25 protein-coding genes are annotated in these 26,004 nt (G+C 63.6%); 4 read left to right on the top strand and 21 right to left on the bottom strand.

Annotation, left to right across the window (positions count from 1 at the left end):
- Positions 1-79: 79 nt before the first annotated feature.
- The 20 genes from A9179_RS09165 to A9179_RS09070 form a co-directional block, all read right to left on the bottom strand.
- On the bottom strand, positions 80-844 hold the full coding sequence (locus A9179_RS09165; RefSeq protein ID WP_187805511.1) for a cephalosporin hydroxylase family protein: 765 nt from the start codon (positions 842-844) through the stop codon (positions 80-82).
- Positions 845-864: 20 nt separating this feature from the next.
- The gene (locus A9179_RS09160; protein ID WP_187805510.1) at positions 865-1,758 is read right to left on the bottom strand and encodes an NAD-dependent epimerase/dehydratase family protein; all 894 of its coding nucleotides are present in this window, start codon (positions 1,756-1,758) and stop codon (positions 865-867) included.
- On the bottom strand, positions 1,758-2,981 hold the full coding sequence (locus tag A9179_RS09155) for a class I SAM-dependent methyltransferase (RefSeq protein ID WP_187805509.1): 1,224 nt from the start codon (positions 2,979-2,981) through the stop codon (positions 1,758-1,760). Before A9179_RS09155 ends, A9179_RS09160 begins: the two co-directional genes overlap by 1 nt.
- On the bottom strand, positions 2,978-3,538 hold the full coding sequence (locus A9179_RS09150; RefSeq protein WP_187805508.1) for a dTDP-4-dehydrorhamnose 3,5-epimerase family protein: 561 nt from the start codon (positions 3,536-3,538) through the stop codon (positions 2,978-2,980). The genes A9179_RS09155 and A9179_RS09150 overlap by 4 nt, the downstream gene beginning before the upstream one ends.
- Entirely contained in the window at positions 3,535-4,608 is a 1,074-nt protein-coding gene (gene rfbG / locus A9179_RS09145; RefSeq protein ID WP_394354756.1) for a CDP-glucose 4,6-dehydratase, read from the bottom strand. The genes A9179_RS09150 and rfbG overlap by 4 nt, the downstream gene beginning before the upstream one ends.
- Positions 4,599-5,372: a glucose-1-phosphate cytidylyltransferase gene (rfbF, locus tag A9179_RS09140; RefSeq protein ID WP_187805506.1), complete on the bottom strand. Its 774-nt coding sequence runs from the start codon at positions 5,370-5,372 to the stop codon at positions 4,599-4,601. The genes rfbG and rfbF overlap by 10 nt, the downstream gene beginning before the upstream one ends.
- Complete coding sequence (locus A9179_RS09135; protein ID WP_187805505.1) at positions 5,369-8,191, bottom strand: O-linked N-acetylglucosamine transferase family protein; 2,823 nt, start codon at positions 8,189-8,191, stop codon at positions 5,369-5,371. Before A9179_RS09135 ends, rfbF begins: the two co-directional genes overlap by 4 nt.
- Before the next feature lie 131 nt (positions 8,192-8,322).
- Positions 8,323-10,002 (bottom strand): flagellar hook-associated protein 3, encoded by a 1,680-nt coding sequence (locus A9179_RS09130; protein ID WP_262410560.1) that lies wholly within the window; start codon positions 10,000-10,002, stop codon positions 8,323-8,325.
- Positions 10,003-10,016: 14 nt separating this feature from the next.
- Complete coding sequence (flgK, locus tag A9179_RS09125) at positions 10,017-12,080, bottom strand: flagellar hook-associated protein FlgK (RefSeq protein WP_187805504.1); 2,064 nt, start codon at positions 12,078-12,080, stop codon at positions 10,017-10,019.
- A 9-nt stretch (positions 12,081-12,089) separates the two neighbouring features.
- Positions 12,090-13,289 (bottom strand): flagellar assembly peptidoglycan hydrolase FlgJ, encoded by a 1,200-nt coding sequence (flgJ, locus tag A9179_RS09120; RefSeq protein ID WP_187805503.1) that lies wholly within the window; start codon positions 13,287-13,289, stop codon positions 12,090-12,092.
- A gap of 10 nt (positions 13,290-13,299) precedes the next feature.
- Positions 13,300-14,397 (bottom strand): flagellar basal body P-ring protein FlgI, encoded by a 1,098-nt coding sequence (locus A9179_RS09115; protein WP_187805502.1) that lies wholly within the window; start codon positions 14,395-14,397, stop codon positions 13,300-13,302.
- Between the two features lie 14 nt (positions 14,398-14,411).
- Positions 14,412-15,125, bottom strand: coding sequence for a flagellar basal body L-ring protein FlgH (gene flgH, locus A9179_RS09110; RefSeq protein ID WP_187805501.1), 714 nt, complete (start codon positions 15,123-15,125; stop codon positions 14,412-14,414).
- 64 nt (positions 15,126-15,189) lie between these two features.
- Positions 15,190-15,975 (bottom strand): flagellar basal-body rod protein FlgG, encoded by a 786-nt coding sequence (gene flgG / locus A9179_RS09105; RefSeq protein WP_187805500.1) that lies wholly within the window; start codon positions 15,973-15,975, stop codon positions 15,190-15,192.
- 46 nt (positions 15,976-16,021) lie between these two features.
- Positions 16,022-16,765: a flagellar basal-body rod protein FlgF gene (flgF, locus tag A9179_RS09100; RefSeq protein WP_187805499.1), complete on the bottom strand. Its 744-nt coding sequence runs from the start codon at positions 16,763-16,765 to the stop codon at positions 16,022-16,024.
- Positions 16,766-16,963: 198 nt separating this feature from the next.
- A complete protein-coding gene (flgE, locus tag A9179_RS09095) occupies positions 16,964-18,271 on the bottom strand; it encodes a flagellar hook protein FlgE (RefSeq protein ID WP_187805498.1) in 1,308 nt (435 codons plus the stop codon).
- A 44-nt stretch (positions 18,272-18,315) separates the two neighbouring features.
- Positions 18,316-18,990, bottom strand: coding sequence for a flagellar hook assembly protein FlgD (gene flgD / locus A9179_RS09090; protein ID WP_187805497.1), 675 nt, complete (start codon positions 18,988-18,990; stop codon positions 18,316-18,318).
- Between the two features lie 20 nt (positions 18,991-19,010).
- A complete protein-coding gene (gene flgC, locus A9179_RS09085) occupies positions 19,011-19,454 on the bottom strand; it encodes a flagellar basal body rod protein FlgC (RefSeq protein ID WP_187805496.1) in 444 nt (147 codons plus the stop codon).
- 14 nt (positions 19,455-19,468) lie between these two features.
- Complete coding sequence (flgB, locus tag A9179_RS09080; protein WP_187805495.1) at positions 19,469-19,876, bottom strand: flagellar basal body rod protein FlgB; 408 nt, start codon at positions 19,874-19,876, stop codon at positions 19,469-19,471.
- A 246-nt stretch (positions 19,877-20,122) separates the two neighbouring features.
- Positions 20,123-20,950 carry a protein-glutamate O-methyltransferase CheR gene (gene cheR / locus A9179_RS09075; RefSeq protein ID WP_187805494.1) on the bottom strand — a complete coding sequence of 276 codons (828 nt, stop codon included), beginning with the start codon at positions 20,948-20,950 and terminating at the stop codon, positions 20,123-20,125.
- A gap of 44 nt (positions 20,951-20,994) precedes the next feature.
- Entirely contained in the window at positions 20,995-21,927 is a 933-nt protein-coding gene (locus A9179_RS09070; protein ID WP_187805493.1) for a chemotaxis protein CheV, read from the bottom strand.
- Positions 21,928-22,007: 80 nt separating this feature from the next.
- Between A9179_RS09070 and flgA the strand changes: the two genes are divergently transcribed.
- From flgA to A9179_RS09050, 4 genes are all read left to right on the top strand, one after another.
- Positions 22,008-22,766 (top strand): flagellar basal body P-ring formation chaperone FlgA, encoded by a 759-nt coding sequence (flgA, locus tag A9179_RS09065; protein WP_187805492.1) that lies wholly within the window; start codon positions 22,008-22,010, stop codon positions 22,764-22,766.
- A gap of 133 nt (positions 22,767-22,899) precedes the next feature.
- The gene (gene flgM, locus A9179_RS09060; RefSeq protein WP_187805491.1) at positions 22,900-23,241 is read left to right on the top strand and encodes a flagellar biosynthesis anti-sigma factor FlgM; all 342 of its coding nucleotides are present in this window, start codon (positions 22,900-22,902) and stop codon (positions 23,239-23,241) included.
- Between the two features lie 49 nt (positions 23,242-23,290).
- On the top strand, positions 23,291-23,758 hold the full coding sequence (locus A9179_RS09055; protein WP_187805490.1) for a flagella synthesis protein FlgN: 468 nt from the start codon (positions 23,291-23,293) through the stop codon (positions 23,756-23,758).
- A gap of 85 nt (positions 23,759-23,843) precedes the next feature.
- The gene (locus tag A9179_RS09050; RefSeq protein WP_187805489.1) at positions 23,844-24,590 is read left to right on the top strand and encodes a flagellar brake protein; all 747 of its coding nucleotides are present in this window, start codon (positions 23,844-23,846) and stop codon (positions 24,588-24,590) included.
- Positions 24,591-24,611: 21 nt separating this feature from the next.
- Here A9179_RS09050 and A9179_RS09045 read toward each other — a convergent pair whose 3' ends face one another.
- Positions 24,612-25,955, bottom strand: a complete 1,344-nt coding sequence (locus A9179_RS09045) for a glutamine synthetase family protein (RefSeq protein ID WP_394354722.1) — start codon at positions 25,953-25,955, stop codon at positions 24,612-24,614.
- Between the last annotated feature and the right edge of the window lie 49 nt (positions 25,956-26,004).

The raw sequence follows: 26,004 nt of genomic DNA, 5'->3' as shown, positions 1-26,004 counted from the left end.
ATCAGAAACAGCATAAAACAGGGAAAGCTCGATGAATTTGACGCGCCACCACCCTCTAGCGCGTCAAATTCAGCACATTTCAGATGCGCTTGAGCCAGGCATCCGGCCAGTGGGTGATGTTCTGGCTCAGGGTGCTCTCGTTGAACGGCCAGGCCGGCTGCTCGATAACGAACTGCGGATTGGCCTTGGCGAAGTCGATGGCAGCGTTGGACGGGTTGTCGGTAGCCCAGTCCTTGCCGGCCCGCGGCACATCCTTGACCTCCTTCATCACCCCGTCAGTGGAGACGATATAGGAGCCCTTGGTCACCAGCGGCGAGTACAGGCGCAGCTCTTCTGCCACATGGGCATAGGTATGGTTGGAGTCGAGGATCACCAGCACAGTCTCGCCGGGCTTGATCAGCGACTTGACCTGAGCCACCACCTCGTCAGCCACCGAACTGCCCTCGATCAGGGTCAGGTAGCTGAACAGCTCGTGCTCCTCGATGGCCTTGCGGTTGTGCGGGCGGATCTCGATGTCCACGCCGATCACCCGGCCCTTGCCCATGGCCTTGAACAGGCTGGCGTAATAGATGAGGGAGCCGCCGTGGGCGACGCCGGTCTCGACTATCACGTCCGGCTTGACGCTGTAGATCACTTCCTGGATGCGGATCATGTCTTCCGGCAGCTGGATCACCGGGCGGCCCATCCAGGAGAAGGTGTAGGGGTATTTCTGGTTCCAGCCGAGGTTGACCCACTGCTGGGACAGAATCTCGAAGGACTGGTCGGTGTACAGATCCAGCTCGCGGACGGCACCGCCCTCTTCCAGGATCAGCTTCTTGTTATCGGTATCGACTGTCAGTTTCACGTCCTGCTCCTTTCCGAGTATCAAATTCGCCCTCGCCACCAGGCGAGGGCATCATCCAGACCACTGTATAGATCGAACCGCGGCCGCCAGCCGGTTGCCAGCAGACGCTGGTTGTCGGCGATCAGCAGCGGCGGATCGTTGGCCGCAACCGGGATGGCCCCGAATTGCAGCAGGTGTTCTGCGTCCAGCTGCCTGGCCAGGTACTCGATGACCTCGCGCAGGCGTATCGGCTGGCCGCCGCCAATATTGAAGGCGCCAGCGGCGCTTACGTTCATCAGCTGCACCAGCGCGGCGGCGACATCGGCCACGTGCAGCAGGTCGCGCAGCTGCTCGCCATGGGAACAGCGCGCCGGCTCGCCCTTGAGCAAGGCGCCCAGCACCGCCGGCACCAGGCGCCCCGGTGCCTCGAAGGGGCCATAGGCATGGAAGATCCGCGCCCAGGCGATCGGCATGCCATGCAGCTGGCCGAACAACGCAGCCAGCTCACGGGTGGCATTCTTGCAGCGACCATAGGGCGTGGCCGGCAGCAAGGGGGTCTGCTCTTCGTGGCAGACGCCCTCACCGCTCCAGTCATATTCGGCACAGCTGCCAACCAGCACCGCCTGCTCGCCTTCGTGACGCTGAAAAGCCTCCAGCAGCTCCAGGCTCGCCCGCACCCAGGCGATATTCTCCGGCGATGTCCAGTACACCCCAGGCTTGGCACACCAGGCCAGGTGCAGCAGGCGCTGCGGACGCACCTTGGTGACCAGCGCGGCGGCCGCTCCAGGCTCAAGCAGATCCAGCTGATGCACGACGGGGCCGTCCAGCACCTGATGCCCGCAGGCAGCATGCACCTCATGCCCCACCTGCAGCAGTTGCTCGACCACCTGGCGACCGACGAAGCCGCTGGCTCCGGTGACCAGCACTCGCGTCATCAGAGGCACCGCAGCTCGGGCACAGCCACCACGAACTGGCCGCCCCAGGATTTGACCGCCGCCTGCTGCTCCATCACCTCACTCAGCAGGTTCCACGGCAGCACCAATACATAGTCGGGCTGCTCGGCAGCAATGCGCGCCGGCTCGACTATGGGAATGCGGCTGCCCGGCAGGAACTTGCCCTGCTTGTGCGGGTTGGCATCGGCCACCCAGGCCAGCAGGTCGCCACGCACCCCAGCGTAGTTGAGCAGGGTGTTGCCCTTGGCCGCTGCGCCGTAGCCCACCACCTTCTTGCCTTCGGCCTTGGCCTTGAGCAGGAAGCGCAGCAGCTCATGCTTGATGCGTTCGGCAGCCGGCGCCAGGCTGGCGTAGTAGGCGGCGGTCTTCACTCCGCTCGCCTCCTCGCGCGCCAGCAGCTCGCCGACGGCGGCAGTAGCTTGGCGTGCTCCCTCGGCGCGCTGCACGAAGACCCGCAGCGATCCGCCATGGGTCGGTAGCTCCTCGACGTCGAACACAGCCAGGCCATTACGTGCGCAGAGCGTTTGCACGGCGGTCAGCGACAGGTAGGAATAGTGCTCGTGGTAGAGGGTGTCGAACTGGTGTTCGGCCATCAGCCGCAGCAGATGGGGAAACTCGAAGGTGGCTACGCCGGTCGGCTTGAGCAGCGCGGCGAAGCCCTTGAGGAAGTCGTTGATGTCCGGCACATGGGCCAGCACGTTGTTGGCCGCCATCAGGTCGGCGCTCCAGCCCTCTTCCGCCAGCTGGCGACCGACGGCCTCACCGAAGAACAGCTCGCGGATTTCCAGGCCCTTCTCCCGCGCCGCTCGCGCCGTGCTGGCGGTCGGCTCTATCCCTAAGCAGGCAATACCGCGCTTGGCCACGTACTGCAGCAGATATCCGTCGTTGGCGGCGATTTCCACCACCCGGCTCTGCGCGTTCAGGCCGAAGCGCTCAGTCATGCTCGCCACATAACGCTCGGCATGGGCCAGCCAACTGCTGGAGAAAGAGCTGAAGTAGGCATAGTCGGCGTCGAACAGGCTGTCGGCAGCGCGATAGTCCTCGGTCTGCACCAGCCAGCAGGCATCGCACACCTGCACCCGCAGCGGCACCCACTGCTCCGCCTGGTCGAGTTGCGCGGCGCTGACATAGGCGTTGGACGGCGGCGCCGTACCCAGGTCGATCAACGGCAGATGCAGATGGGCACCGCAGCCACGGCAGTTCATAGACGTACTCCTTGGAAACTCTCATCCAGCAGCGGATGGCCGGCATCGCGGGCCGACAGGCTCTTGAATGGCAGCGGCCAGTCGATGGCCAGGCGCGGGTCACTGACGGACAAGCCGCCCTCATGCCCCGGGGTGTAATCGGCGCTGTGCAGGTAAAGCAGTTCAGCATCGTCGCTCAACGCCTGGAAACCATGGGCGAAGCCCGGCGGTAACAGCAGGCTACGGCCGTCACCAGCCTCCAGGCGCTCGGCGTGCCAGTGCAGGAAGGTCGGCGAGCCTTGCCGAACGTCCACCGCTACGTCCCAGACCACACCGCGCAGGCAGCTGATCAGCTTGCTCTCGGCATGCGGCGGATACTGGAAATGCAGGCCGCGCACGGTGCCGCGCTCACGGGTCAGCGACTGGTTGATCTGGCGTACATAGAAAGGTTGGCCGAACGCCTCCAGGCTGCCCTCACAGTACAGGCGGGCGAAACGCCCGCGCTCGTCCTGATGCACGCGGTGCTGCAGAACGAACAGACCAGGCAGCGGCAGCTCGAGCAGCTGCAGCTCGCTCATGCCTGCCCCCAGTAGCCGGCCAGCTGCGCCAGAGTCATGGCGCGCATGTCGTCGCCGCGCTGCCAGGCCAGATGCCAGTCGAGGGTCTGCTGCAGGCAGTCATCCAGCGCCCAACGCGGCTGCCAGCCGAGCAGCTGGCGCGCCCGGCTGCTGTCCAGGCGCAGCAGGCCCGCCTCGTGCAATTCGCTCGGTTCGATCTTCAGCCCCGGCGCCTGCGGCCAGCGTGCGGCCAGGCGCGCCACCACCTCGCCGACATTGCAGGTATCGCCGTCGGCCGGGCCGAAGTTCCAGGCGCCGGCTACGGCCGCGCCCTGCTCATAGAGGCCCTGGGCCAGTTGCAGGTAGCCGGCCAACGGCTCCAGGGCATGCTGCCAGGGGCGCACAGCCTGCGGATAGCGCAGGGTCACCGGCTCGCCGCGCGTCCAGGCAGCCAGTACGTCCGGCACCAGGCGATCGGCGGAGAAATCACCGCCGCCCAACACATTGCCGGCGCGCGCCGTGGCCAGGGCCAGGCCATGTTCGGCATAGCGCGAAACGGGGAAATAGGAAGACGCGAAGGACTGCGCCACCAGCTCACAGCAGGCCTTGCTGCTGCTGTAGGGATCGTGGCCACCGAGTGGCTCGCTCTCCCGGTACGGCCAGGCCCATTCGTGGTTGGCGTAGACCTTGTCAGTGGTCACCACCACGCAGGCCTTCACGCCGCCGGCCTGACGCACGGCCTCGAGCAGGTGCAGGGTGCCCATCACGTTGCTGGCGTAGGTGCCCAGCGGGTCGCGGTAGCCCTCGCGCACCAGCGGCTGGGCCGCCAGGTGCAGGACGATCTCCGGCTTAACCTCGGCCACCAGGCTCAGCAGAGCCGGCAGATCGCGCAGGTCGCCGATGCGGCTGTCGATGCCCTCGCCCACCCGCGCCAGCTCGAACAGGCTGGGATCGGTGGACGGGTCGAGAGCAAAGCCGGTGACCTCAGCGCCCCAGCTCTGCAGCCAGAGCGCCAGCCAGCCGCCCTTGAAGCCGGTATGGCCGGTCAGCAGGACGCGCTTGCCGCGCCAGAACTCGCGGCTCAGCTCCACTGTTTCCAAGGTGCCTCTCCGCTCTGCCACAGCTGTTCCAGGTAGTTCTTGTCGCGCAGGGTGTCCATCGGGTGCCAGAAACCTTCGTGCTGGAAGGCCATCAACTGCCCTTCACTGGCCAGCTGACCCAACGGCTCGGCCTCCCAGGTAGTGGAGTCCTCGGCTATATAGGGCAGCACCTTGGGCGACAGGACGAAGAAGCCGCCATTGATCCAGCCGCCGTCGCCGCGCGGCTTCTCGACGAAGCCGGTGACCTGGTCACCTTCGCGGGCCAGGGCGCCGTAGCGGCCCGGCGGCTGCACTGCAGTGACGGTGGCGTGCTTGCCGTGCTGTTTATGAAAGGCCACCAGGGCCGCGATGTTCAGGTCGGATACGCCGTCGCCGTAGGTGAAGCAGAAGGCTTCGTCCTCTTCGAGGAAGCGTCCAACTCTACGCAAGCGTCCACCGGTCATGGTGTCTTCCCCGGTATCGACCAGGGTCACGCGCCACGGCTCGCTGTAGTTCTGGTGCACTTCCATCTGGTTGCTGCGCATGTCGAAGGTGACATCGGAGGTGTGCAGGAAGTAGTTGGCGAAGAAGTCCTTGATCGCATAGCCCTTGTAGCCCAGGCAGATAACGAAGTCCTGAATGCCGTGGGCCGAGTACTGCTTCATGATGTGCCAGAGGATCGGCTTGCCGCCGATCTCGATCATTGGCTTGGGCTTGAGGTGCGATTCCTCGCTGATGCGGGTGCCCAGGCCACCGGCCAGGATCACTGCTTTCATTGTTGTTCTCCTTGTTCGCAGTAGCGTTGCCACATCTGCCGGTAGGTCTGTTCCATTCTGCGGGTGAAGTCCTCGGCATCGCAGAGCTTGGACGCCAGCATTTCAGCGCGCAGGCCGGCGCGAATGCCTGCCAGCGCTGGCAGATCGCCAGCCAGTGCCACCAGCTTATCGAGATATTCCGCTTCTGTATCGGCGATCCACTCATCACGGCCTGCGCCGTGCAGGATCAGCGCGCCAACCCGGCCCATGGACGGCCGGTCGCGCAGGCTCACTACCGGCAGGCCCATGTAAAGGCTCTCGTAGAGGGTGGTACCTGAGTTATGTGGGAAGCAATCCAGGGCGATGTCCATCTGCGCCAGGGCGGCGGTTGCCGGAGAGGTGAAGCCCAGCACGATGCGCTCAGGGTCGATGCCCTGCTCGGCAAACAGATCCAGATAGTGCTGTTGCAGGCTCGCGTCATTGAAGGAGCTGCTATCGAGCATCAGGCGAGAATCGGGCACGCGCCGGAGCAGCTCGGACCAGACCCGAATGACCTTGTGATTGAGGCGCACCGGGCGCGTCAGGCTGCCGAAGGTGACATAGCCATTGCGCAGCGCCGGTAGCTCACCCACCTCGGCCACCATGTGCTGCGGCGGCACATAGGCCACCGCCGGAGCCGGCATGCGCCAGAGCTGCTCGGCAAAGGACGACTCACAACCAGCCGGCAGCATCTGCTCGTCGGCCAGGAAATAGTCCACCTGCTTGAGGCCGGTACCGAAGGCAAAGCCCATCCACCAACTGACCTGTACCGGCGCCGGCTTGAGGGCAAACACCTGCAGACGACTGCTGCCGGTATGGCCGGCCAGATCGATCAACACATCAATACCATCGGCGCGAATCTGCTCGGCAATCGCCTGGTCGCTGAGGCCTACGCAATGCCGCCAGTGATCGACATGACCGATAAAGCGCTCGGTGACCGTGTCTTCGCGACGCACCAGGGAATAGGCGAAAACTTCGAACTGCTGGTGATCATGCCGGCTCAGCAGCGGCTCGATGAAGATCGCACAGACATGGTTGCGGAAGTCCGGCGACATGTAGCCAATGCGCAGGCGGCGATTGCTGGTACGCGGGTTGTCGTACTGGAAATACTGCCGGGCCGGGTAACGCGCGGTGACCTCCTTGTACAGCGAGAACACCTGCTCCCCGCTCCAATCCGCATGATAGTTGGCGAAGAACAGCAGATTGGTGGTCGCCCCCGGCACCTCGATGGCGTCACGCAGCAGCTCGATCGAGCGATCTAGGTTGCCGAAATGCGACTCCACCCCGGCCAGGTTGACCAGTACCGGGTCGTAACTGGGATCCAGCTCGACGCACTTGCGGAAGGCCACCAACGCCTCCTTGAGGCGCTTGGCGGCACTCAGGATATTGCCCAGGTTGTTCCACAAGCTTGGTGAGTTCGGATTCAGCTCCAGGGCAACCTGCATGACCCGCTCCGCCTCGCCCAGCAATTGCCCGTCCAGGTAGATGTTGGCCAGGTTGTTCCAAGCCAGCGGCTGGGTCGGGGAAATCGCCAGGGCACGCATGAAACAGCCTTCGGACTCATGCTGGCGGCCCACCGACTGGTAGACCCCGCCGAGCATGTTCCAGCCCGGCTGGTAATCCGGCTTGATCTGCAAGCCACGGGACAAATACTGAAGTGCGGTATGCGGATCCTGCTCGCTCTGGTAGGACTGCCCCAGCCAGCACAGCGCCTCGTAGTGCTCCGGCTCAATCTGCAGCGCCTGCTCCAGATACTGCCGGCCATCGGCAAAGCGCGCCGTCATCACCGCCGACATACCGCGGTGGCACCAGGCATCGGCAGTCTGCGGGCAGCGCTCAGTCCATTCCTGCATGGCCTGCAGGTCGTCCTCCAGACGCTGGGACTTGCGCAGGAAATGACTCAGGCGCTGCCAGGCCAGAGAACAGTCGGGGTTATGCCGCAGCAATTCGCGCAGCGCCGCCTCGGACTGCTCAGGGTGGCCCCGCCGTGCATGCACGGCGGCCAGCACCAGGCTGGCCCGCCACTGGCCGTGATCTACCGCCAGCACCGCTTCGGCATGCGACTGGGCGACTGCAACATTGTGATCCAGCTCCAGATCGGCCAACGCGGCGCGCAGCTCTAGATCGGCCGGACTCTCGCGGTAGGCCACCTGCACCAGCGGGTAAGCCAGCTCGCGCTGACTCAACTGATAGCGCGCCAACGCAATGGCACGGCGCAGAGCCACGGAGGAGCCCTGCAACTCATCGGCCAGCGACACTACCTGCGCCCACTGCTCGGCGGCAAAAGCCTGCTCAAGATGCTGCGCAATCAGATGCTGCGAGCTTTTCTCCAGGCAGCACTTCTTGTACTTGAGGCCGCTGCCGCAGGGGCAAGGGTCGTTACGCCCCGGCTGGGCGGCTGGCAGCTGGTCGAGAATATTCAGACGTTCCTGCAGCTGGGTCAGCAGCGTCAGAGCCTCGGCGGCGCCCGTATGATCGGGCTGCAATAGCTGCACCTGCTTGAAGGCGGCTACGGCGACCGGCCAGTCCTGGGTCTGCAGGCAGGCCTGGCCCAGCTTCATCGCATGCTCGGCATTCTCCGGCTCGAGCTCGAGCAGCTGATCGAAAGTACGCTGGGCCGTCACGCTATCGCGGCTGGCCAAGGCGGCCTCGCCAAGCAATGACAAGGACTCCACATCCCCGGGGACATACTGCAGCACCTCACGGCAGCTGTTGCGCGTGCGGGTGTAGTCGCCCTCCTCAAAGCCCAGGCGCGCCTGACGGCGGAAGAAATCCACTAGCCACTCGGTATCGACTGTCATGCCCGGTTCCGTCAAATTTCCAACTTCATCTGAGCAAGTTAGCAATTAACACGCCAGATGAAATCAGAAAAATCTCACGTCTCGGGCAAGGATAGCCGGCACCCCTGACGGGCCGGCTCCTGCAGGGGAAATCAGCGCAGCTGGTTGAACAGGCTGAGGCCGGCGATCTTCACGTAGCTCTGCTGCGCAGCCTCGAGAATCACCGTCTGGAACGACAGGCGCGACAGTGCTTCGGCATAGTCCAGTTCGCGCAGGTCGGCCTGTACCGACTTGTTGACCAGGGTCACGTCCTCGTTGTCGGTCTCGGTGGACTCCACCAGGTTCAGGCGCGCGCCGATCTCGGTCTGCACCTCCAGCACCTGGCCGATGCCGTTGTCGAGGTTGGTCAGGGCAATCGCCACTTCGTCGCGGATCGCCAGGTTGCCAGCCGGCGAGGTCGGCGAAGACTCCAGCGCCTGGCGCAGGCGGGAAATGCTGTTGAGGATGCTGCGCTGTTCCTGGAACTGCGGCTTGATGCCGAACTCGTCGCCGGCCGCAGCCGCCCCACTGAGGCTGAAGTCCACGCCGAACACGGTGAAGGTCGACGGATAGGGCCCGGCCGCGGTGCCCGAGGCGATCGGCGTGCTGCTGGAGCCGACCGGCTGGGCATAGACGTCGTAGTCGGTGGCGTTGGTGAAGCGCAGCACCACCCCCGATGTAGGGAACTGCGAGTTGAAGGTCGCCTGGTTGCTGATGGTGCCACCGGAAACCACCGCCGTGGAGGCGTTGGTCGAGGAGCGGGTGACGGCAAAATCGGTCGGCGCCGCCTGCAGGGTGAAGCTGTGGGTGTTGATGCCCGGCGTACCGGGGGTCGCCGTATCGGCCAGCAGGTTGTCCAGATCCAGCTCGTTGTCGCCTTGCTGCAGTACCACATCCAGCTGGAAGCGCATGCCGCGGAAGTTGATGACGTTGCCGTTGCTGGCCAGCGGGTCGATCTGTCCGCCGCCCTGGATCTCCGAGGTCACGTCGGCACCGGCGCCGTCGTAGATACGGAACTCGCTGCCGCTGACGAACACCAGCGAATAGGGTTCGCCGCTGCGGAAGGTGCTGTTGAAGGTGTCGTTGTCCTGAACCAGGCCCGGCGACATGAACACCCGCTGCTGGTTGCTCGGCAGGGCCGGAATGGTGGTGGCCGGCAGTGGCGGCACCTGGCTGGCCAACGCCGCATTATTGACACCGTTGGTGTTGAGCACCCGGTTGGCGTTGGTCACGTCCTCGAACAGGGTCTTGCCGTTGTCGTTGATCGCCACCGTGGTCGAACTGGCCACCTGCAGGCTGCGCTGGCCCTCGTCGCCGAAGTAGGAATAGGTACCGTCCGGGTTGCGCACAAAGGGTTCGGTCTTGCCCAGGTTGCCGGAGAACAGGTACTCGCCGCGGGCATTGCGGCTGTTCATCAGGTTAAGCAGCTCGCCCTCGCGCTCTTCCAGCTCCTTGGCGATGGACTGCCGATCCTGGGCCGAGAGCGCCCCACCACCGGCCTGCACGGCCAGCTCGCGGATGCGCTGCAGCACGGTATTGACCGAATTGAGGGTGGTTTCTTCCTGGGTCAGGCTGTTCTTTGCCGCTGTCAGGTTGTCCTTGTACTGGGTCAGCATCGACTGCTGCTGTTCCAGTTGCAGCAGGCGCACCGAAGCCACCGGGTCGTCCGCCGGGGTGAGGATGCGCTTGCCGCTGCTGATCTGCTCCTGGGTGCGGATCACATCGGAATAGTTGCGCCCAATGCCATTGACGCCATTGTTGAAGGCCTGGATGGAAGAGATGCGCATGACCATGATGACTGTCCGGCTTAGAAGGTGTTGATCAGAGTATCGAACAGGCTGCGCGCGACTTGAATGATCTGCGCCGAAGCCTGGTAATACTGTTCGAATTGGATCAGCTTGGCCGCCTCTTCATCGAGGTTCACCGCCGACACCGAGTCGCGGTTGTCGGTGGCCTGCTTGAGGATTGCCGTGGTCGCCTCGCCATCCACTCGCGCCTGGCTGGTCAGGGTGCCGACCCGCTCCACCAGATCACCATAACCATCAGTAAAACTCGCACCGGTGGTGGTCGGGAAGTTGGGATCGATGCCGATCGTCGATTTGTTCTGCAGATCCACCAGCTTCAGGGCATTGCGGTTGTCCGACACGCCGTTGGTGTTGAAGGAGATGGTGAAGTTGTCGCCCGCGCTCGGCCGCCCGCTCAGGGTGATCTCGAAGGTGAAGTCATTCGGCGCGGTACCGGCGGTGATCTGCTGGGTGTTGTTCTGCCCCGGCACTATGGTGTTGCTGCTCAGCACCGCGCCACTGGTGTCGACCACGTCGTAGTCGGTGGTCGAGGTGAACACGATGCGCAGCGGCGGCGTGGTACGCAGGCTGTTCTCCAGGCCGGCCTGGGCCACCGGATCGTAGATGTCGATCTGGGTGATCATGCTCGGCTGGGTGATGGCGCCGGTGCCGATGTTGGCCGGGCTGGTTTCCGCCTTGAGCGGCGAAGCGAAGGCCAGCTCCTCGGCATTGGTCAGGTCGGTGCGGATGTTGCTCGCCTCGGTACGCGTCGGCATCACCCGGAAACGGTCGCCGGCGGCAAAGGTGCCGGAAGCCACATTCATCGAGAAACCGTCGAACACCAGCGGCGTGGCGCTGCTGATGTCGTAGGGCGACGGCGCCGCGACCATCGGCGTATCCGGGTCGCCGTCGTCGTCGTAGATCGCCGAAACCATCTGCCCGTCGGAAATCCGCCGCACCGTGTACTCGGTGGCGCTGGTGAACTCCACCTCGTAGTCGCTGGTAGTCAGCGTGGTGGTGTCTTCGATCAGCACGTTGAGGTTGGCTGTGGTGTCGCTGTTGCCGACCCGCGCGATGCTGCGCTGGCCGATGATGGTCGGGTCATTGATATCGCGGAACAACGCCTCGCCGAAGTTGCCCTTCAGATCCAGGCCCTGGCCCAGCTGGCTGTTGACCTGGTCGGCGATCGACAGGGCCAGGCGCCCTACCGAGTTGAGCGACTCGTCCAGCACATCCTCGCGGTAGCGGATCAGCCCGCCCATCTCACCGCCGGTGATCAGCGAGGTGATGCCCTGACGCGAGTTGCCGCTGACGAACTGCACTTCGGCACGCAGCGGGTCGGAGGTGCCCGGCACCACTTCGAGCTTGGACGCCGTGCTACCCACCACCAGCGGCTGGCCGGAGCCGATGAACAGGTTGTAGGTGTTGTCGTCCTGCGGCACCACCGTCACGCCGATGAACTCGGAAAGCTTGCGCACCGCCTCTTCGCGGGCATCCAGCAGGTCATTGGGCTGCTGGCCGTTGGCCCCAGCCACGGCGATGGCGTTGTTGTAGCCGGCAATCGAGGTGGCCAGCTGGTTGACCTGGTCGGTCACCGCCGAGAGTTGCTTGTTGATGAACGAGTTCTGCTCGTACAGGCGGTCGTAGATGGTGTTGAAGCGCTTGGACAGGCCTTCGGCCTCGGACAGCACCAATTGCCGCGCCGGAATGTTGGCAGGGTCTTCGGCGGCCGTCTGCAGGGCGGCGAACAGCTTCTGCATGCCAGGGGTGATACCGGTGGTGCTACCGGCCAGCAACGAGTCGAGCTGGTTGATCTGGTCGAGGTAGGCGCTCACGTCGCTGTTCAGCGCCGTGCTGCTGCGCACCTGGGTGGTGAGGAATTCGTTGTAGATGCGCCGCACGTCGACCAGGGTGGTGCCGGAACCGATATAGCCGGCGCCACTGAACTGCGGGATGCGCGTGGCCTGCACCGTGTCCTGCCGCGAGTAGCCGGGCGTGTTGACGTTGGTGATGTTGTGGCCGGTGACCGCCAGCGACGTCTTGTTCGCCGACAGCCCGGACAGGCCAATATTCAGTAGGTCAGCCATGGCTCAGCCTCAGGTCCTCGTGGTCGAGCTGTCGGCGGCGGCTACAGCCTGATAGGTCTGCATCTGCCGGGCGATCTGCGCAATTTTGCGGGCGTACTGCGGGTCGGTGGCATAACCGGCCTCCTGCAGCTCGCGCACGAAGCGTTCCGGGTTATCGGTCGCATCCAGCGCTTCTTGATAGCGGCCATTGCCCTGCAGGAAGCTCACATAGTCGTTGAAGCTCTGCTGGAAGGAGTCGTAGGTGCGGAACTGCGCCGCCTCCTTGACCGCCTTGCCGCCCTTGTATTCGGTGGTCAGCACCCGTGCCGAATCGCCATCCCAGCCGCTCTGGGCCTTGATGCCGAACAGGTTGTGGCTGCTGCTGCCGTCGGCCTGCTGGATGATCGACTTGCCCCAGCCGGTTTCCAGGGCGGCCTGGGCCACCAGGTAGCGGGCATCGACGCCGATCTTCTGCGCCGCTTCCTCGGCCATCGGCAGCATGGTGGCGACGAAGTCCTCGGCCGAGGCGAAGGCCGACTTGGCCTTGGCCAGCGGCGGCTGGGCCACGCGTCGACCGCTGACGGCATCGCTGTTATCCAGGCTCAGCGGCTTGCTCTCGGTGACTGCCTTGGACGACTCGGAAACCCAGTCCGAGCCGGCCAGTGGCTGGCCCTCGGTCACGCCGCTGGCCGGCACGATGCCGGCCAGCAGGCGGTCGGTCATCTTGCTCGGCAGGCTCAGACGGCGCTGGTTGAGCAGCTTGGAGTCGTCGCGCACGCCGTCGGCGGCGGTCTTGAAGCCAACGCTGCCGGCACTGCCGCTGTCACCGGCCTTGGCCGCGGCATCGGCAGCCATCTGCGGGAACGGATTGACCCGGCCCTTGCCACCGCCATTGGCGAGGCTGCTCAGCTGGCGCTCCAGCACATCGGCCAGACCGATGCCGTGCTTGCTCTTGGACAGGGTCACGGCCAGCTGCTGGTCGTACATGTCCTGGTAGGTCTTGCTCTCGTTGCTGTTCATGAAGTTGCCTTCGGCGAACACTTCGTTCGCCTTGCGCATGGCCTTCATCATTTCGTTGACGAACAGCGACTCGAACTCCTTGGCCACCTTCTTGATGTTGCTGTCGCTGTCGCCACCGACCTTGAACGAGCTGAGGCGATTGAGGTCGGTGTAGGCACCGCTGTCGTAGGGCTTGCCGCTGACCAGGCCGGCCGGAACTCGGGAATCCATCGCAGCCTCCTTAGATCACGATCAGGTCGGCCTGCAAGGCGCCGGCTTGCTTGAGCGCCTCCAGGATGGCCATCAGGTCGGATGGAGCGGCGCCCACCTGGTTCACCGCACGCACGATCTCGTCCAGGGTGGTACCCGGGCCGAACTTGAACATCGGTTTGGCTTCCTCGGCGGCGTCCACCTTGGAGTTCGGCACCACGGCGGTCTGGCCGTTGGAGAAGGCCCCCGGCTGGCTGACGATCGGGTCTTCGCTGATGGTTACAGTGAGACTGCCGTGGGTCACCGCCGCCGGCTGCACCTTGACGTTCTGGCCGATGACGATGGTGCCGGTGCGCGAGTTGATGATGACCTTGGCCACCGCCTGCCCGGCCTCGACTTCGAGGTTTTCCAGCACGGACAGGTAGTCCACCCGCTGATTGGGATCGAGCGGCGCGCTGACCCGGATCGAGCCGCCGTCGATGGCCTGGGCCACGCCTGGGCCAAGCATGCCGTTGATCTGGTCGACGATGTTCTTCGCCGTGGTGAAGTCGGCGCGGTTGAGATTGAGGGTCAGGCTGTTGCCCTGGTCGAAACCGCTCGGCACCGGCCGTTCCACCGTGGCACCGGCGGGAATCCGCCCGGCCGACGGCACGTTGACGGTGATGCGCGAGCCGTCGGCGCCGCCGGCGTCGAAGCCACCGACCACCAGGTTGCCCTGGGCGATGGCGTAGACGTTGCCGTCGATACCCTTCATCGGCGTCATCAGCAGGCTGCCGCCGCGCAGGCTCTTGGCGTTGCCGATCGAGGAAATGGTCACGTCCAGCACCTGGCCCGGCTTGGCGAAGGGCGGCAGCTCGGCATGCACGGACACCGCGGCGACGTTCTTCAGCTGCACGTTGCCGCTGCCGGCCGGCACCTTGATGCCGAACTGCGCCAGCATGTTGTTGAAAGTCTGCAGGGTGAACGGCGTCTGGGTGGTCTGGTCACCACTGCCGTTGAGCCCCACCACCAGGCCGTAGCCAATCAGCTGGTTGGTGCGCACGCCCTGGATGCTGGCCAGATCCTTCAGACGCTCGGCCTGGGCGGTACTGGCCAGGAGCAGGCAGAGCGCGCAAATCAGTCGTTTCATGCTCGGCTACCTGCTCAGAACGGGAACAGCGGGCTGGTGAAGAAGCGGTCGAACCAGCCCGGCTGGCTGGCGTCGGCGAAGGCGCCGGTGCCCGAGTAGGTGATGCGTGCGTTGGCCACGCGGGTGGACGACACGGTGTTGTCGGTGGCGATGTCGTCCGAGCGGATCAGCCCGGCGATGCGCACCAACTCGTCACCGGTGTTGAGGGTCATCCACTTCTCGCCGCGCACGGCGAGGATGCCGTTGGGCAGCACTTCGGCCACGGTCACGGTGATCGAGCCGCTCAGGCTGTTGCTCTGGTCGGCATCGCTCTTGCCCTCGGTGGCGCGGCTACCCGAGTAGGAGGCGCTGAGGCCCAGCTTGTCGCCGGTAATCGGGTTGAGGCCGCTATCCGGGTTGTCCACCGAAACGCCGCCGCCAAACAGCGAAGTCAGGCCGAGGCTGGTGGTGCTGTCCTTGTCGATCGAGGAGCCGGCCTTCTTGCTGGCCTGGGTCTTCTCGCTGAGGGTGATGGTGATGATGTCGCCAACCCGGTAGGCCTTACGGTCGTCATACAGATTGGTTTCGAAACCGGCCTGGTAGATGGAGCCGTTAGTCTGCGCCGCCGGCAGCGGGGTGCGCGGCAGCACCGGGGCGTAATAGGGATCGTCCGGCTTCGGTGGGGGCGTGACGCAGGCACTCAGGGCCACGCTGCCCAGCAGGGGGAGAAGAAACATCAGCCGGTTCATAACCACTACCTCACGGCGTTCTTGTTGCTTTATGCCGGTACCGACCTAGGCCGGTGCCCGCGGATTAAAGATTCTGCGTAATGAAGGACAGCATCTGGTCGGCGGTGGAGATGACCTTGGAGTTCATCTCGTAGGCGCGCTGGGTGGTGATCATGTTCACCAGTTCCTCGACCACGCTGACGTTGGAGTTTTCCAGGGTGTTCTGCAGTACCACGCCAAGGCCGGTCAGGCCTGGGGTGCCGACCTGCGGCGCGCCGCTGGAGGCGGTCTCCAGGAACAGGTTGTTGCCAATCGCCTGCAGGCCGCCGTAGTTGACGAAGTCGGCGGTCTGGATGTTGCCGATCACCTGCGACGCCGGATTACCGACGGTGGTGACGGAGACAGTGCCGTCCTCACCCACGGTGAAGGTCTGCACCTCGGCCGGCAGCACGATGGCCGGCTCCAGGGCAAAACCCTGGGAGGTGACGATCTGGCCGTCGGAATTGAGGTGGAAGCTGCCGTCGCGGGTATAGGCCACGGTGCCGTCCGGCTGCAGGATCTGGAAGAAGCCACGACCGTTGACGGCCAGGTCGAGCGGCTGCTCGGTGGTCTGCAGGCTGCCCTGGGTATGGATCTTCTGGGTGCCGGCAATGCGCACACCGGTACCCAGCTGCAGGCCGGTCGGCAGTTCGCTGTCCTGGCTGGACTGGCCGCCGGGCTGACGGCGGATCTGGTACAGCAGATCCTCGAATTCGGCGCGATCGCGCTTGAACCCGGTGGTCGATACGTTCGCCAGGTTGTTGGAAATCGTGGTCAGGTTCATGTCCTGGGCGGACAGACCGGTTTTACTGACCCACAGAGCCGGAATCATCTTTCTTCTCCTCGAGCGCCGGTTTTACGGCACATCGCGCTGGTAATTAGCTGAGTTGCATGACGCGTGCCATGGCCGTGGCGTCTTCTTCGGCCGTGTGCATCATCTTCACGTGCAGTTCGAACTGGCGGGACAGCGAGAGGATCGCGGTCATCTCCTCCACGGCATTCACGTTGCTCGCCTCGATGAAGCCGGAGGTCACGCGCACGTTGGCGTCAGCGGCAGCAGGCTGCTGCGCGTCCTTGACCCGGATCAGGCCGTCGAGGCCTTTTTCCAGGGTCTTCGGATCCGGGTTGACCAGCTTGATGCGGTCGACCTCGGCCATGGTGCTGGGCGACTCGCCGAGGGCACGGATGCTGATGGTGCCGTCCTGGCCGATCTCGACTTTCTGCTCCGGCGGTATGGCAATCGGCCCGCCATTGCCGAGCACCGGCAAACCATTGCCGGTGCGCAGCTGGCCCAGCGAGTCGATCTGCAGGCTGGCGGTACGCACATAGGCTTCGCTGCCATCGGCGGACTGCACGGCAATCCAGCCCTGGCCATCGATGGCCACATCCATGTCGCGACCGGTTTCCTGCAGCGAACCCGGGGTGAAGTCGGTGCCAGGCCGCTCGCTCATGGCAAACACGCGAGCCGGGAAGGTCTCGCCGAATACCGGCATCGAACGCGCCTGCTCGAAGTCGCGACGGAAGCCGCTGGTGGAAATGTTCGCCAGGTTGTTGGCGTGGGCACGTTGAGCCATGGTGTTCTGGCTGGCGCCAGTCATGGAAACGTACAGCATCTTGTCCATTGTCTTCTCCGAGGTGGGCGGCCATTGCCGCTCGCTGCTCTGTTACAGGCTATTGAGCAAGCCCCGTGCCAGACTCGAAAAATCAACGCAAGACACTGATTTAAAACAACTTTAAAAAACGAAAGGGCTTCCGAAGAAGCCCTTGCGCTGCCATGCCGGCGAGGCCTTGCCGCTGGCGGCAAGCCTCCTCCGCCAGACTTACCGCAGGTTGATGATGGTCTGGGTAATGGCACTCTCGGTTTCGATGGTCTTGGCGTTGGCCTGGTAGTTGCGTTGGGCCACGATCAGGTTCACCAGCTGATCCGACAGCTCCACGTTGGAGTCTTCCAGGGCGCCGGCCTGCAGGGCACCCAGGGTGCCGGAACGCGGCGTACCCACCACCGGCTCGCCGGACTGGAAGGACTGCACCCAGGCGGTCTTGCCGACCGGCGTGAGGCCCTGCACGTTGGCGAAGTTGGCCAGCACCACCTGCCCCTGCACCAGCGACTGGCCGTTGGTGTAGCGGGCGAAGATCACCCCGGTGTCGTCGATTTCCAGGCCCGACAGCTCGCCGGTGGTGTAGCCGTCCTGGCTGACGGCACTGACCGCGAAGGAGCTGGAGAACTGGGTGGAGTTGCGCAGATCCAGGGTCACCCCGGCGGCGGCCGCGGTGGCACCGTTGGAGCTCCATACCGGCGGCACCGAACTGTCCGGCGCGGCCGGCGTCCAGTTGGTCATGCTGATGGTGCCGTCGGCGTTGACCGTTAGATCCGGCGAACTGAGAGTGGTCAGATCCAGCTGACCGGCCGTGGTGAAGCCCACGTTGGCGGTGTAGGGCGTGGTCAGGGTCGGGTCGTTGGGGTTGCGACCGTCGACCAGCACGTTCATGGTCCAGGTGTTGGCCGCCGTCTTGACGAAGTACTGGGTGAAGACGTGGGCGTTGCCCTGGGTGTCGTAGATGTTGGTCGAGGTCGACGAGTTGTAGGTGGTCGGGTCAGTCGGGTCGAACGGCGTGGTGGTCGGCACCGTATTGGTCGAGTTCAGGTTGAACGTCTGGGTGATGTTCTCGGTGGCCTTGGGCGACTGGCTGGCGGTCTGGATCTGGATATCGCTGACCACGCCGTTCTGCAGGTTGCCGTTGGCATCCACCGCATAGCCCTGCAGCTTGTAGCCGAAGTTGTTGACCATGTAGCCGTCGCGGTCGGTACCGAAGTAGCCGGCGCGGGTGTAGCTGACCTCGCCGTTGTTGCTGGTGACGAAGAAGCCGTTGCCGTTGATCGCCAGATCCAGGGCGTTCTGCGTGTAGTTGATGTTGCCCTGGTTGAACAGCTGCGACACATCGGATAGCAGCACACCGCTGCCCTGCGGGTTGGAGCCAGTGCCGAGCACCGAGGCGGCATACACGTCGGCGAACTCCGCGCGCGACTGCTTGAAGCCGGCGGTGCCGGCGTTGGCGATGTTGTTGCCGGTGACGTTGAGGTCACTGGTGGCCGCTCGCAGACCGCTGAGACCGATATTGAAAGACATGGAATGCTCCTTTGCCGTTACTGCCGGCGCTTATCGTCTGTGAGTTATTGACCGATCATCTGCACCTGCGACAGCGCTACGCTGCCGAGGCCGGCGAGGTTGAGCTGCATCTCGCCACCGTTCTGCCCCAGGGTGACGCTGTCGACGTTGGCCGGCAGCAGGGTGTAGAGGCCCTTGGTGCCATCGGCGTAGGTGGCCTGCGCCTCGAACTTGTAGGTGCCGGGCGACAGCAGCTTGCCGCTGGAGTCCTTGCCGTCCCACATGAAGCTCACCTGCCCCGCCGCCTGCTGGCCGAGGTTGACCCGGTTCACCACCGAGCCAGTGCTGTCGTAGATGTTGACGTACACGTTGCTGCTGGTGACCGGCAGCACCAGGCTGCCCTTGAAGGTCTCGCTGGTATCCACCACCGCCTTCTCGCTCGGCACTATGACCTTGCGCCCGACCAGGGAGGACGCCTGCAGCGCCTGGGACGACTGATAGCCAGTCACCAGCGAGTCCATGCTGCTGTTGAGCTTCTCGATCCCCTCGACCTGGCTGAACTGCGCCAGCTGGGCGATGAACTCGCCGTTGGCCTGCGGCTCCAGCGGGTTCTGGTTGTTCAACTGGGCCACCAGCAGCTCGAGGAACTGGTTCTTGCCCAGCTCGTTGCTGGAAGTACCGCTGTCTTCCTTGATCTGATACTGGTCGAGTACCGAACTGACGCCACTTACACTGCTCATTCCCTAGTCCTCTCTGCGACTTACTGACCGAGGGTCAGCACGCGCTGCATCATCTGCTTGGCGGTGTTCATCATTTCCACGTTGGTCTGAAAGGCGCGACTGGCGGAAATCATGTCGGCCATCTCCTCGACCACGTTGACGTTCGGGTAGTAGACGTAGCCCTTCTCGTCGGCGGCCGGGTGGTTCGGCTCGTAGCGCGGCATCAGGCTGCTCTGATCCTCGACCACACCCAGCACCTGTACGCCACGACCCGGCTCGTCCTGGTCGGCGAACAGCGAGCCGCGGTCGCCTTCCATGCTCGACTCGAACATGGTGGCGAACACCGGATGGCGGGCGCGGTAGGTCTGATTGATGCTGGAGGACACCGTCTCGGCGTTGGCAATGTTGCTGGAGATGGTGTTCAGGCGAGTGCTCTGGGCGCTCATGCCGGTACCGGCGATGTTGAAGACACTGGCGAGTGACATGGTGGTATCTCCCCTTATTCGCCGCGCAGGGCGCTGACCAGCCCTTTGAACTTGCTGTTGAGCAGGGTGAAGCTGGCCTGGAACTGCACCGCGTTTTCGGCGTAGTTGGACTGCTCCTGCTGCATGTCTACGGTGTTCTGATCGATGGACGGGTGGAACGGCGTGCGAAAACGCAGCGCCGGATCGGCCAGCTCCAGGCCGTCGGCCGGGATGTGCTGGCTGTCGGTGCGGCTCAGGCTGATCTGCTTGCCCTGGGCCTTCTCGTTCTGCTCGGCCAGCACGGCGGAAAAGTCGAGGTCACGTGCCCGGTAGTTCGGGGTGTCGGCGTTGGCGATGTTGTTGGACAGCACTTCAGCACGCTGAGCGCGGAAGTTGAGTGCCTTTTCGTGGATGCCGAGAGCGCTTTCGAAGCTGATACTCATGACCTTGAACCTTTGCCGTAGGGCGATCTGGTGTTGCCGTGCCAGATATTCAGCAAAGGCTGTGCCAACTTATTTTTTACTTATAAATCAATAATTTAAATAAAAATAGCATCTTCAAAAAGCGGCAAGCGGCAAAGCTTTTCCGCTCGTGGCAAGGCAAGCGGCAAAGCCCGGCAATGGCCTGCACACCGCCCAAAACGAAAACGGGAGGCCATTGGCCTCCCGTTTCTGTCATCCCCGCGTGGGTCATTTCACCTTGTAGATAATCCCCGGGCTGCACTGCACCATCTGGTACAGATCCGGCAGGCCGTTGAGCGCCTCGGACGCCCCCAGGAACAGATAGCCACCTGGTTTCAGGGTGGCATGGATGCGGGTAAGGATGTCCTTCTTCACCTCGGCGGAGAAGTAGATCAACACGTTGCGGCAGAACACCACGTCGAACTTGCCGAGCGCCGCGTAGCTTTCCAGCAGGTTGATGGCGCGGAACTCCACACGACTCTTGATCGGCGCCTTGACCGCCCAGCGGCCCGGCCCCTTGGGATCGAAATAACGCTGCAAACGCTCCTGGGACAAACCGCGCCCCATTGCCAGGCTGTCGTACTCGCCGGACTTGCAGGCCGTCAGCATCGAGCCGGACAGGTCGGTGGCAACGATCTGCACACCGGCCTTGAGCTGACCCAGGTTGGTCTTTTCGAACTCGTCGATGGTCATCGACAGCGAGTACGGCTCCTGCCCCGAAGAGCAGGCCGCCGACCAAATGCGCAGACGCTGGTTGGGATTGGCCTTGATCAGTTCCGGCAACACCCGGCTCTTCATCACCTCGAAGGGATAGGTGTCGCGAAACCACAGGGTTTCGTTGGTGGTCATGGCATCGACCACCTGCTCACGCAGGCCACCCCGAGGCTGCAGCTGCATCTTCTGCACCAGCTCGCCAAGGGACTTGATGCCCTGCTGCTCCATCAGCTTGTTGAGGCGACTGGACACCAGGTACTGCTTGTTACTGCCAAGCAGGATGCCGCAAGCCTTCTCCAGAAAGACGCGGAACTGCTCGAAATCCAAATTGCCTGAAGACACTAGCGCCGCCTCACCGAACATAGAACCTACAGAGAGCCAAGCCCTCAGCCCCCATCTGCAACCCGGATACGCTCGACCACCCGCGAAGCCAGATCGTCAGGTCGGAATTTCGCCAGGAAATCGTCCGCACCGACTTTCTTCACCATCGCCTGGTTGAACACACCGGACAGCGAAGTATGCAGAATCACATGCAACTTCTGCATCCTCGGATCGGAACGAATCTCCGCCGTCAGGGTGTAGCCGTCCATTTCCGGCATCTCGATATCGGAGATCAGCATCAGGAACTCTTCCTCCGGACGCTTACCCTCCTCCACCATCTTATGCAGGTATTCATAGGCCTGACGGCCATCGTTCAGCGCTACCACTTCCACGCCGACGCTCTCCAGGCAGCGCGATACCTGCTTGCGTGCCACCGAAGAGTCGTCGCAGATCAGCACCCGCTTGTGAACCGCCTTGGCCTGGGTTTCGACATCGACCACCCCTTCGGAAATCGCTTCCGACATGGGCGCCACTTCGGCGAGGATTTTCTCCACGTCGATGATTTCCACCAGCTGCTTGTCCACCCGGGTGACTGCGGTCAGGTAGTGATCGCGCCCGGTGCCCTTGGGTGGAGGATGGATCTCTTCCCAGTTCATGTTGACGATGCGCTCGACCGAGCGCACCAGGAAGCCCTGCACCTTGGTGTTGTATTCCGTGATGATGACGAAGCTGTTCTGCAGATCGTTCAGCCCCGTACGCCCCGTGGCCATGGCCAGATCGAGGATCGGAATGGTGCCACCGCGGATGTTAGCAACTCCGCGCACCACCGGACTGGACTTGGGCATGATGGTGAGTTTGGGGCACTGCAGCACCTCCTTCACCTTGAACACGTTGATCCCGTAAAGCTGGGTACCGTCGAGACGAAACAGCAGCAGTTCGAGGCGGTTCTGCCCCACCAGTTGGGTACGCTGGTTAACCGAGTCCAATACTCCGGCCATGCCCAGACTCCTTGTTATGCAAGTTGCCGCACGCTTGGCTTTAGCGTAGCAGGCGGCACGAGGCTTGCTTTGTAGTGTTCATGAACGTTAAGACGACACTTTCCCGACACATGATGGCAAAACGCTGCTTGGCTCTTGGCGTTTTACCCGCTTTATGCCTGCTCGGCTACCACTCGCTGCAGGCCGCAGCGTTGATGCTGCCCGAGGAGCTTATCGGCGCCACCGAAGGCTTTCTTGAGTTCAGCGTCGAAGACTATATAGAGCGTAGCGAAATCCAGGCGCGCTATGAAATAAGCGTTAACCCGATTGACCCGCGACTGCGCCTTGCCGCTTGCGACAACGATTTGACACAGAGCCTGGAAAACTCCGCACAGCCGGTCGGCCGGGTCACGGTCAAGGTCAGCTGCGAAGGCAGCACACCCTGGACAGTGTTCATTCCGGCCCAGGTACACCTGTTCCAGCCGGTGGTGGTGTCTACTCGCCCACTACGCCGCGACGAGCTGATCGGCCCGAACGATGTCGCCCTGATCGAACAGGACACCGGGGCACTTGGCCGCGGCTACCTGACAGCTACCGAGCTGGTGGTCGGCAGAAAAATGACGCGCCCGCTGCGGGCCGGCCAGGCCTTGACCCCGGCCCTGCTCGAACTGGCGGAACTGATCAAGCGCGGCGACCAGGTGGTGATCAGCGCGCGCAGCGGCGGAATCAACGTGCGCATGCCGGGCGAAGCCTTGTCTGGCGGCACTCTCGGCCAGCAGATCAGCGTGCGCAACCTGGGCTCGCAACGGGTCATCAAGGCCCGTATCGCGGGCTCCGGGCAGGTTGAGGTGGAAATGTAGGCATGATTTTTGTAGCGTGATTGGATGACGTTTTCCTACACTGTTAAGCAATACACATTTTCGTGCCCTAAAGTTCCGGCGGAAACGGCCGACAAGCTAGTCAAGCGTCCAGATACCGTCAGAGGTTTGCACCATGGTTATCGACTTCAACCGGCTGAATAATGCCGCCTCACCCGCCAACAGCGGGCGGACGGGCAATACCCAGTCCAGCAGCCGCAACGATGCGGTCAGCTCCACCCAGCCGTCTGCTACGCAGGCTGCCGGCGAGCAGGCCAGCAGCGGCAAGCCGACCGACTCCGTGCAACTCAGCCACGAAGCTCAGCAGCTGCAGAAAGTCAGCGACAAGCTGCGCGACCTGCCCACCGTGGACAAGGAGCGCGTCGCCAAACTGAAACAGGCCATCGCCGATGGCAGCTATCAGGTAGACAGCCAGCGCGTTGCCGGCAAACTGCTCGATTTCGAATCCCAGCGCTAGTCCCAGGGCTGCGCTGGGGATGTTGGACGCCCAATCCCCAGAGCCCGCGATGCAAGACACGACCCTGCTCCAGCTGTTCAATGAAGATATCGGCACCGCCCAGCATCTGCTTGAGCTGATCGACGCCGAATTCCAGGCGCTCAGCGAGCGCGACCTGCCACGCCTGGAAAAACTCCTGGGCGAAAAACTCCCCCTGCTCAGCCTGCTCGATCAGCACGGCAGCGCACGTAGCAAAGTGCTCACCGCCGCCCAGCTGAGCAGCGACCGCAACGGCCTGGAAATCCTCGCCCAACGCTCCGCCCAAGGTGCCGAGTTGCTCGCCAGCAGCGAGACCCTCGGCCAATTGCTGGAGCGCTGCCGCGAAGCCAACCTGCGCAACGGCCGACTGATTCGCGCCAACCAGGCCTCCCTGAACAGCGTATTGGGCATTCTGCGCGGCGGAGAAACGCCAGGGCTCTATGACAGCCGCGGCGGGGCCGCTAAAATCGGCCAACAGCGCCCGCTCAGCCAGGCCTGATCACAAGAAAACAAGCACAGGGACATACCGGCAATATGCCAGTATTCTAGTGCCGTAGTAGCCCGTGCCTGGAGATTTCTGGTTCGTGTCCAATCCCTTTCTCGATGAAGATGGCCCACAGCCCCCCAAGGTGCTGAGCTCGCCCCTGGAAGTCTTCACCAACCTGCGTCTGCTGCAGCAGTACCATGATCCACTGGTCATCACCTTCAAGGATCGCAACCAGCGCTTCCAGACCTATCTGGTTGAGCTCAACCGCGAGCGTGGCGTACTGGCCCTCGACGAGATGATCCCCAACGACGGCGAACGCTTTCTGAAGAATGGCGAAGCCTTCCGCGTCGAAGGCTTCCACGATGGCGTGCGCATCGCCTGGGATTGCGAAGACCCGGTCGAAATCGGCGAACTGCAAGGTGCACGCTGCTACTGGTGTCACCTGCCCGAGCAGATCACCTACCACCAGCGCCGCAGTGCCTTCCGCGCGCCCATCACCCAGACCCAGCTGGTCAACATCGACCTCAGCGGCAGCAAGCTCAGCCGCCCGCTCAAGGGCCAGATGCTGGATATCTCCGCCACCGGTTGCCGCCTGCGCTTCCAGGGCGATATCAGCTCCCGCCTGCAGCCCGGCCAGGTCTACGAGACCCTCAGCGCCCAGTTGCCGATCGGCCCGCTGAAAGTCGCCCTCGAACTGCGCCATGTGCGCTTCGACGAAAAGCTCGACATGACCTTCGTCGGCGCCCGCTTCCACCGCCTCGGCGGCCTGGAAGCCCGCCAGGTGGAGCGCTTCGTCTACCAGCTGCAGCGTGAAGCCCGCCGCGACAAGGATGACGCGTTCTAGGTCATCCTTGCCTCACCGCGATCAGACCTGGGTGCCGAGCACCCGCCGCTCCCAGGGCGTGATCTCGTCAAGAAAGCTCATCATCTCCAGACTCTTGCTGGCGCAGTAGCCGTCGACGAACTCGTTGCCGAAGCACTCGCGCGCCAGACTGCTGTGCTGCAGGCGCGCCAGGGCCGCATGCAGGGTGCATGGCAGGTTCAGGTGTTCCGGCACGCTGAACTCGCCCTGGATCGGCGCGCTCGGCTGCAGTTGCTGACGCAGACCGTGCAAACCAGCCGCCAGGCTGGCGGCAATGGCCAGGTAAGGGTTGGCATCGGCGCCCGGCAGGCGGTTCTCCACTCGCCGCGCCGCCGGCCCGCTGGCTGGAATGCGTAGCCCCGCAGCGCGGTTGTCATGAGACCAGCAGGCATTGTTCGGCGAGGCATAGGGATGGCAGAAGCGCTGGAACGAATTGACGTTGGGCGCGAACAGCAGAGTGAAGTCGGCCAGGGCCGCCTGCTGCCCACCGATGAAGTGATGGAAGGCCGGCGTGGCCTCACCCGCCGCATCACTGAAGATATTGCGCCCGCTGCCCTGCTCCACCACGCTCTGGTGGATATGCATGGAGCTGCCCGGCGTGTGCGCCAGCGGCTTGGCCATGCACACCACGCTGAGCCCGTGCTTGAGGCCGACTTCCTTGAGCAGGTGCTTGAACAGGAAGGTCTGGTCGGCGATCAGCAACGGATCACCATGCAGCAGGTTGATCTCGAACTGGCTGACCCCCATCTCGTGCATGAAGGTGTCACGCGGCAACCCCAGCGCTGCCATGCAGCGATAGACCTCGTTGAAGAACGGGCGCAGGCCGTTGGCGGAGGACACGCTGAACGCCGAACAGCCTGCCTCGCGCCGGCCATCCAGCCCTATTGGTGGCTGGAATGGCTGCTGCGCATCGGCATGCCGGTCGAAGACGAAAAACTCCAATTCGGTTGCCACCACCGGCTGCAAGCCCTGCTCGGCATAGCCCTGCAATACACGCTTGAGCAGGACGCGGGTGGACAGGCCGGAACCGCGGCCATCCAGCTCGTCGGCATCGCAGATCGCCAGAGCCCGCGGCGGCTCGCTCCAGGGCAGCACATGGATCTGCGCCGGATCGGCGTTCAGCGCCAGGTCGCCGTCGTCGCTGCCGTAGAAACGCGCCGGCGGATAGCCACCCATGATGCACTGCAGCAACACCCCGCGCGCCAGCTGCAGACGGCGCCCCTCGAGGAAACCCTCGGCGGTCATTATCTTGCCGCGCGCCACGCCATTCAGATCCGGGGTCACGCACTCGATTTCGTCGATACCGCACAAGCGCTCCGCCAAAGAGCTGCGGCCGTTGCTAGTCATGCTTTGTTGTCCTTGTTAGCGCGAATGCCGATACCACGGCTGATGCGTA

The organism is Pseudomonas alcaligenes, from assembly GCF_014490745.1.
Classification (GTDB): domain Bacteria; phylum Pseudomonadota; class Gammaproteobacteria; order Pseudomonadales; family Pseudomonadaceae; genus Aquipseudomonas; species Aquipseudomonas alcaligenes_C.
Note: the sequence above shows the minus strand (reverse complement) of the source record. Positions and strands in the feature narration are given on the sequence as shown.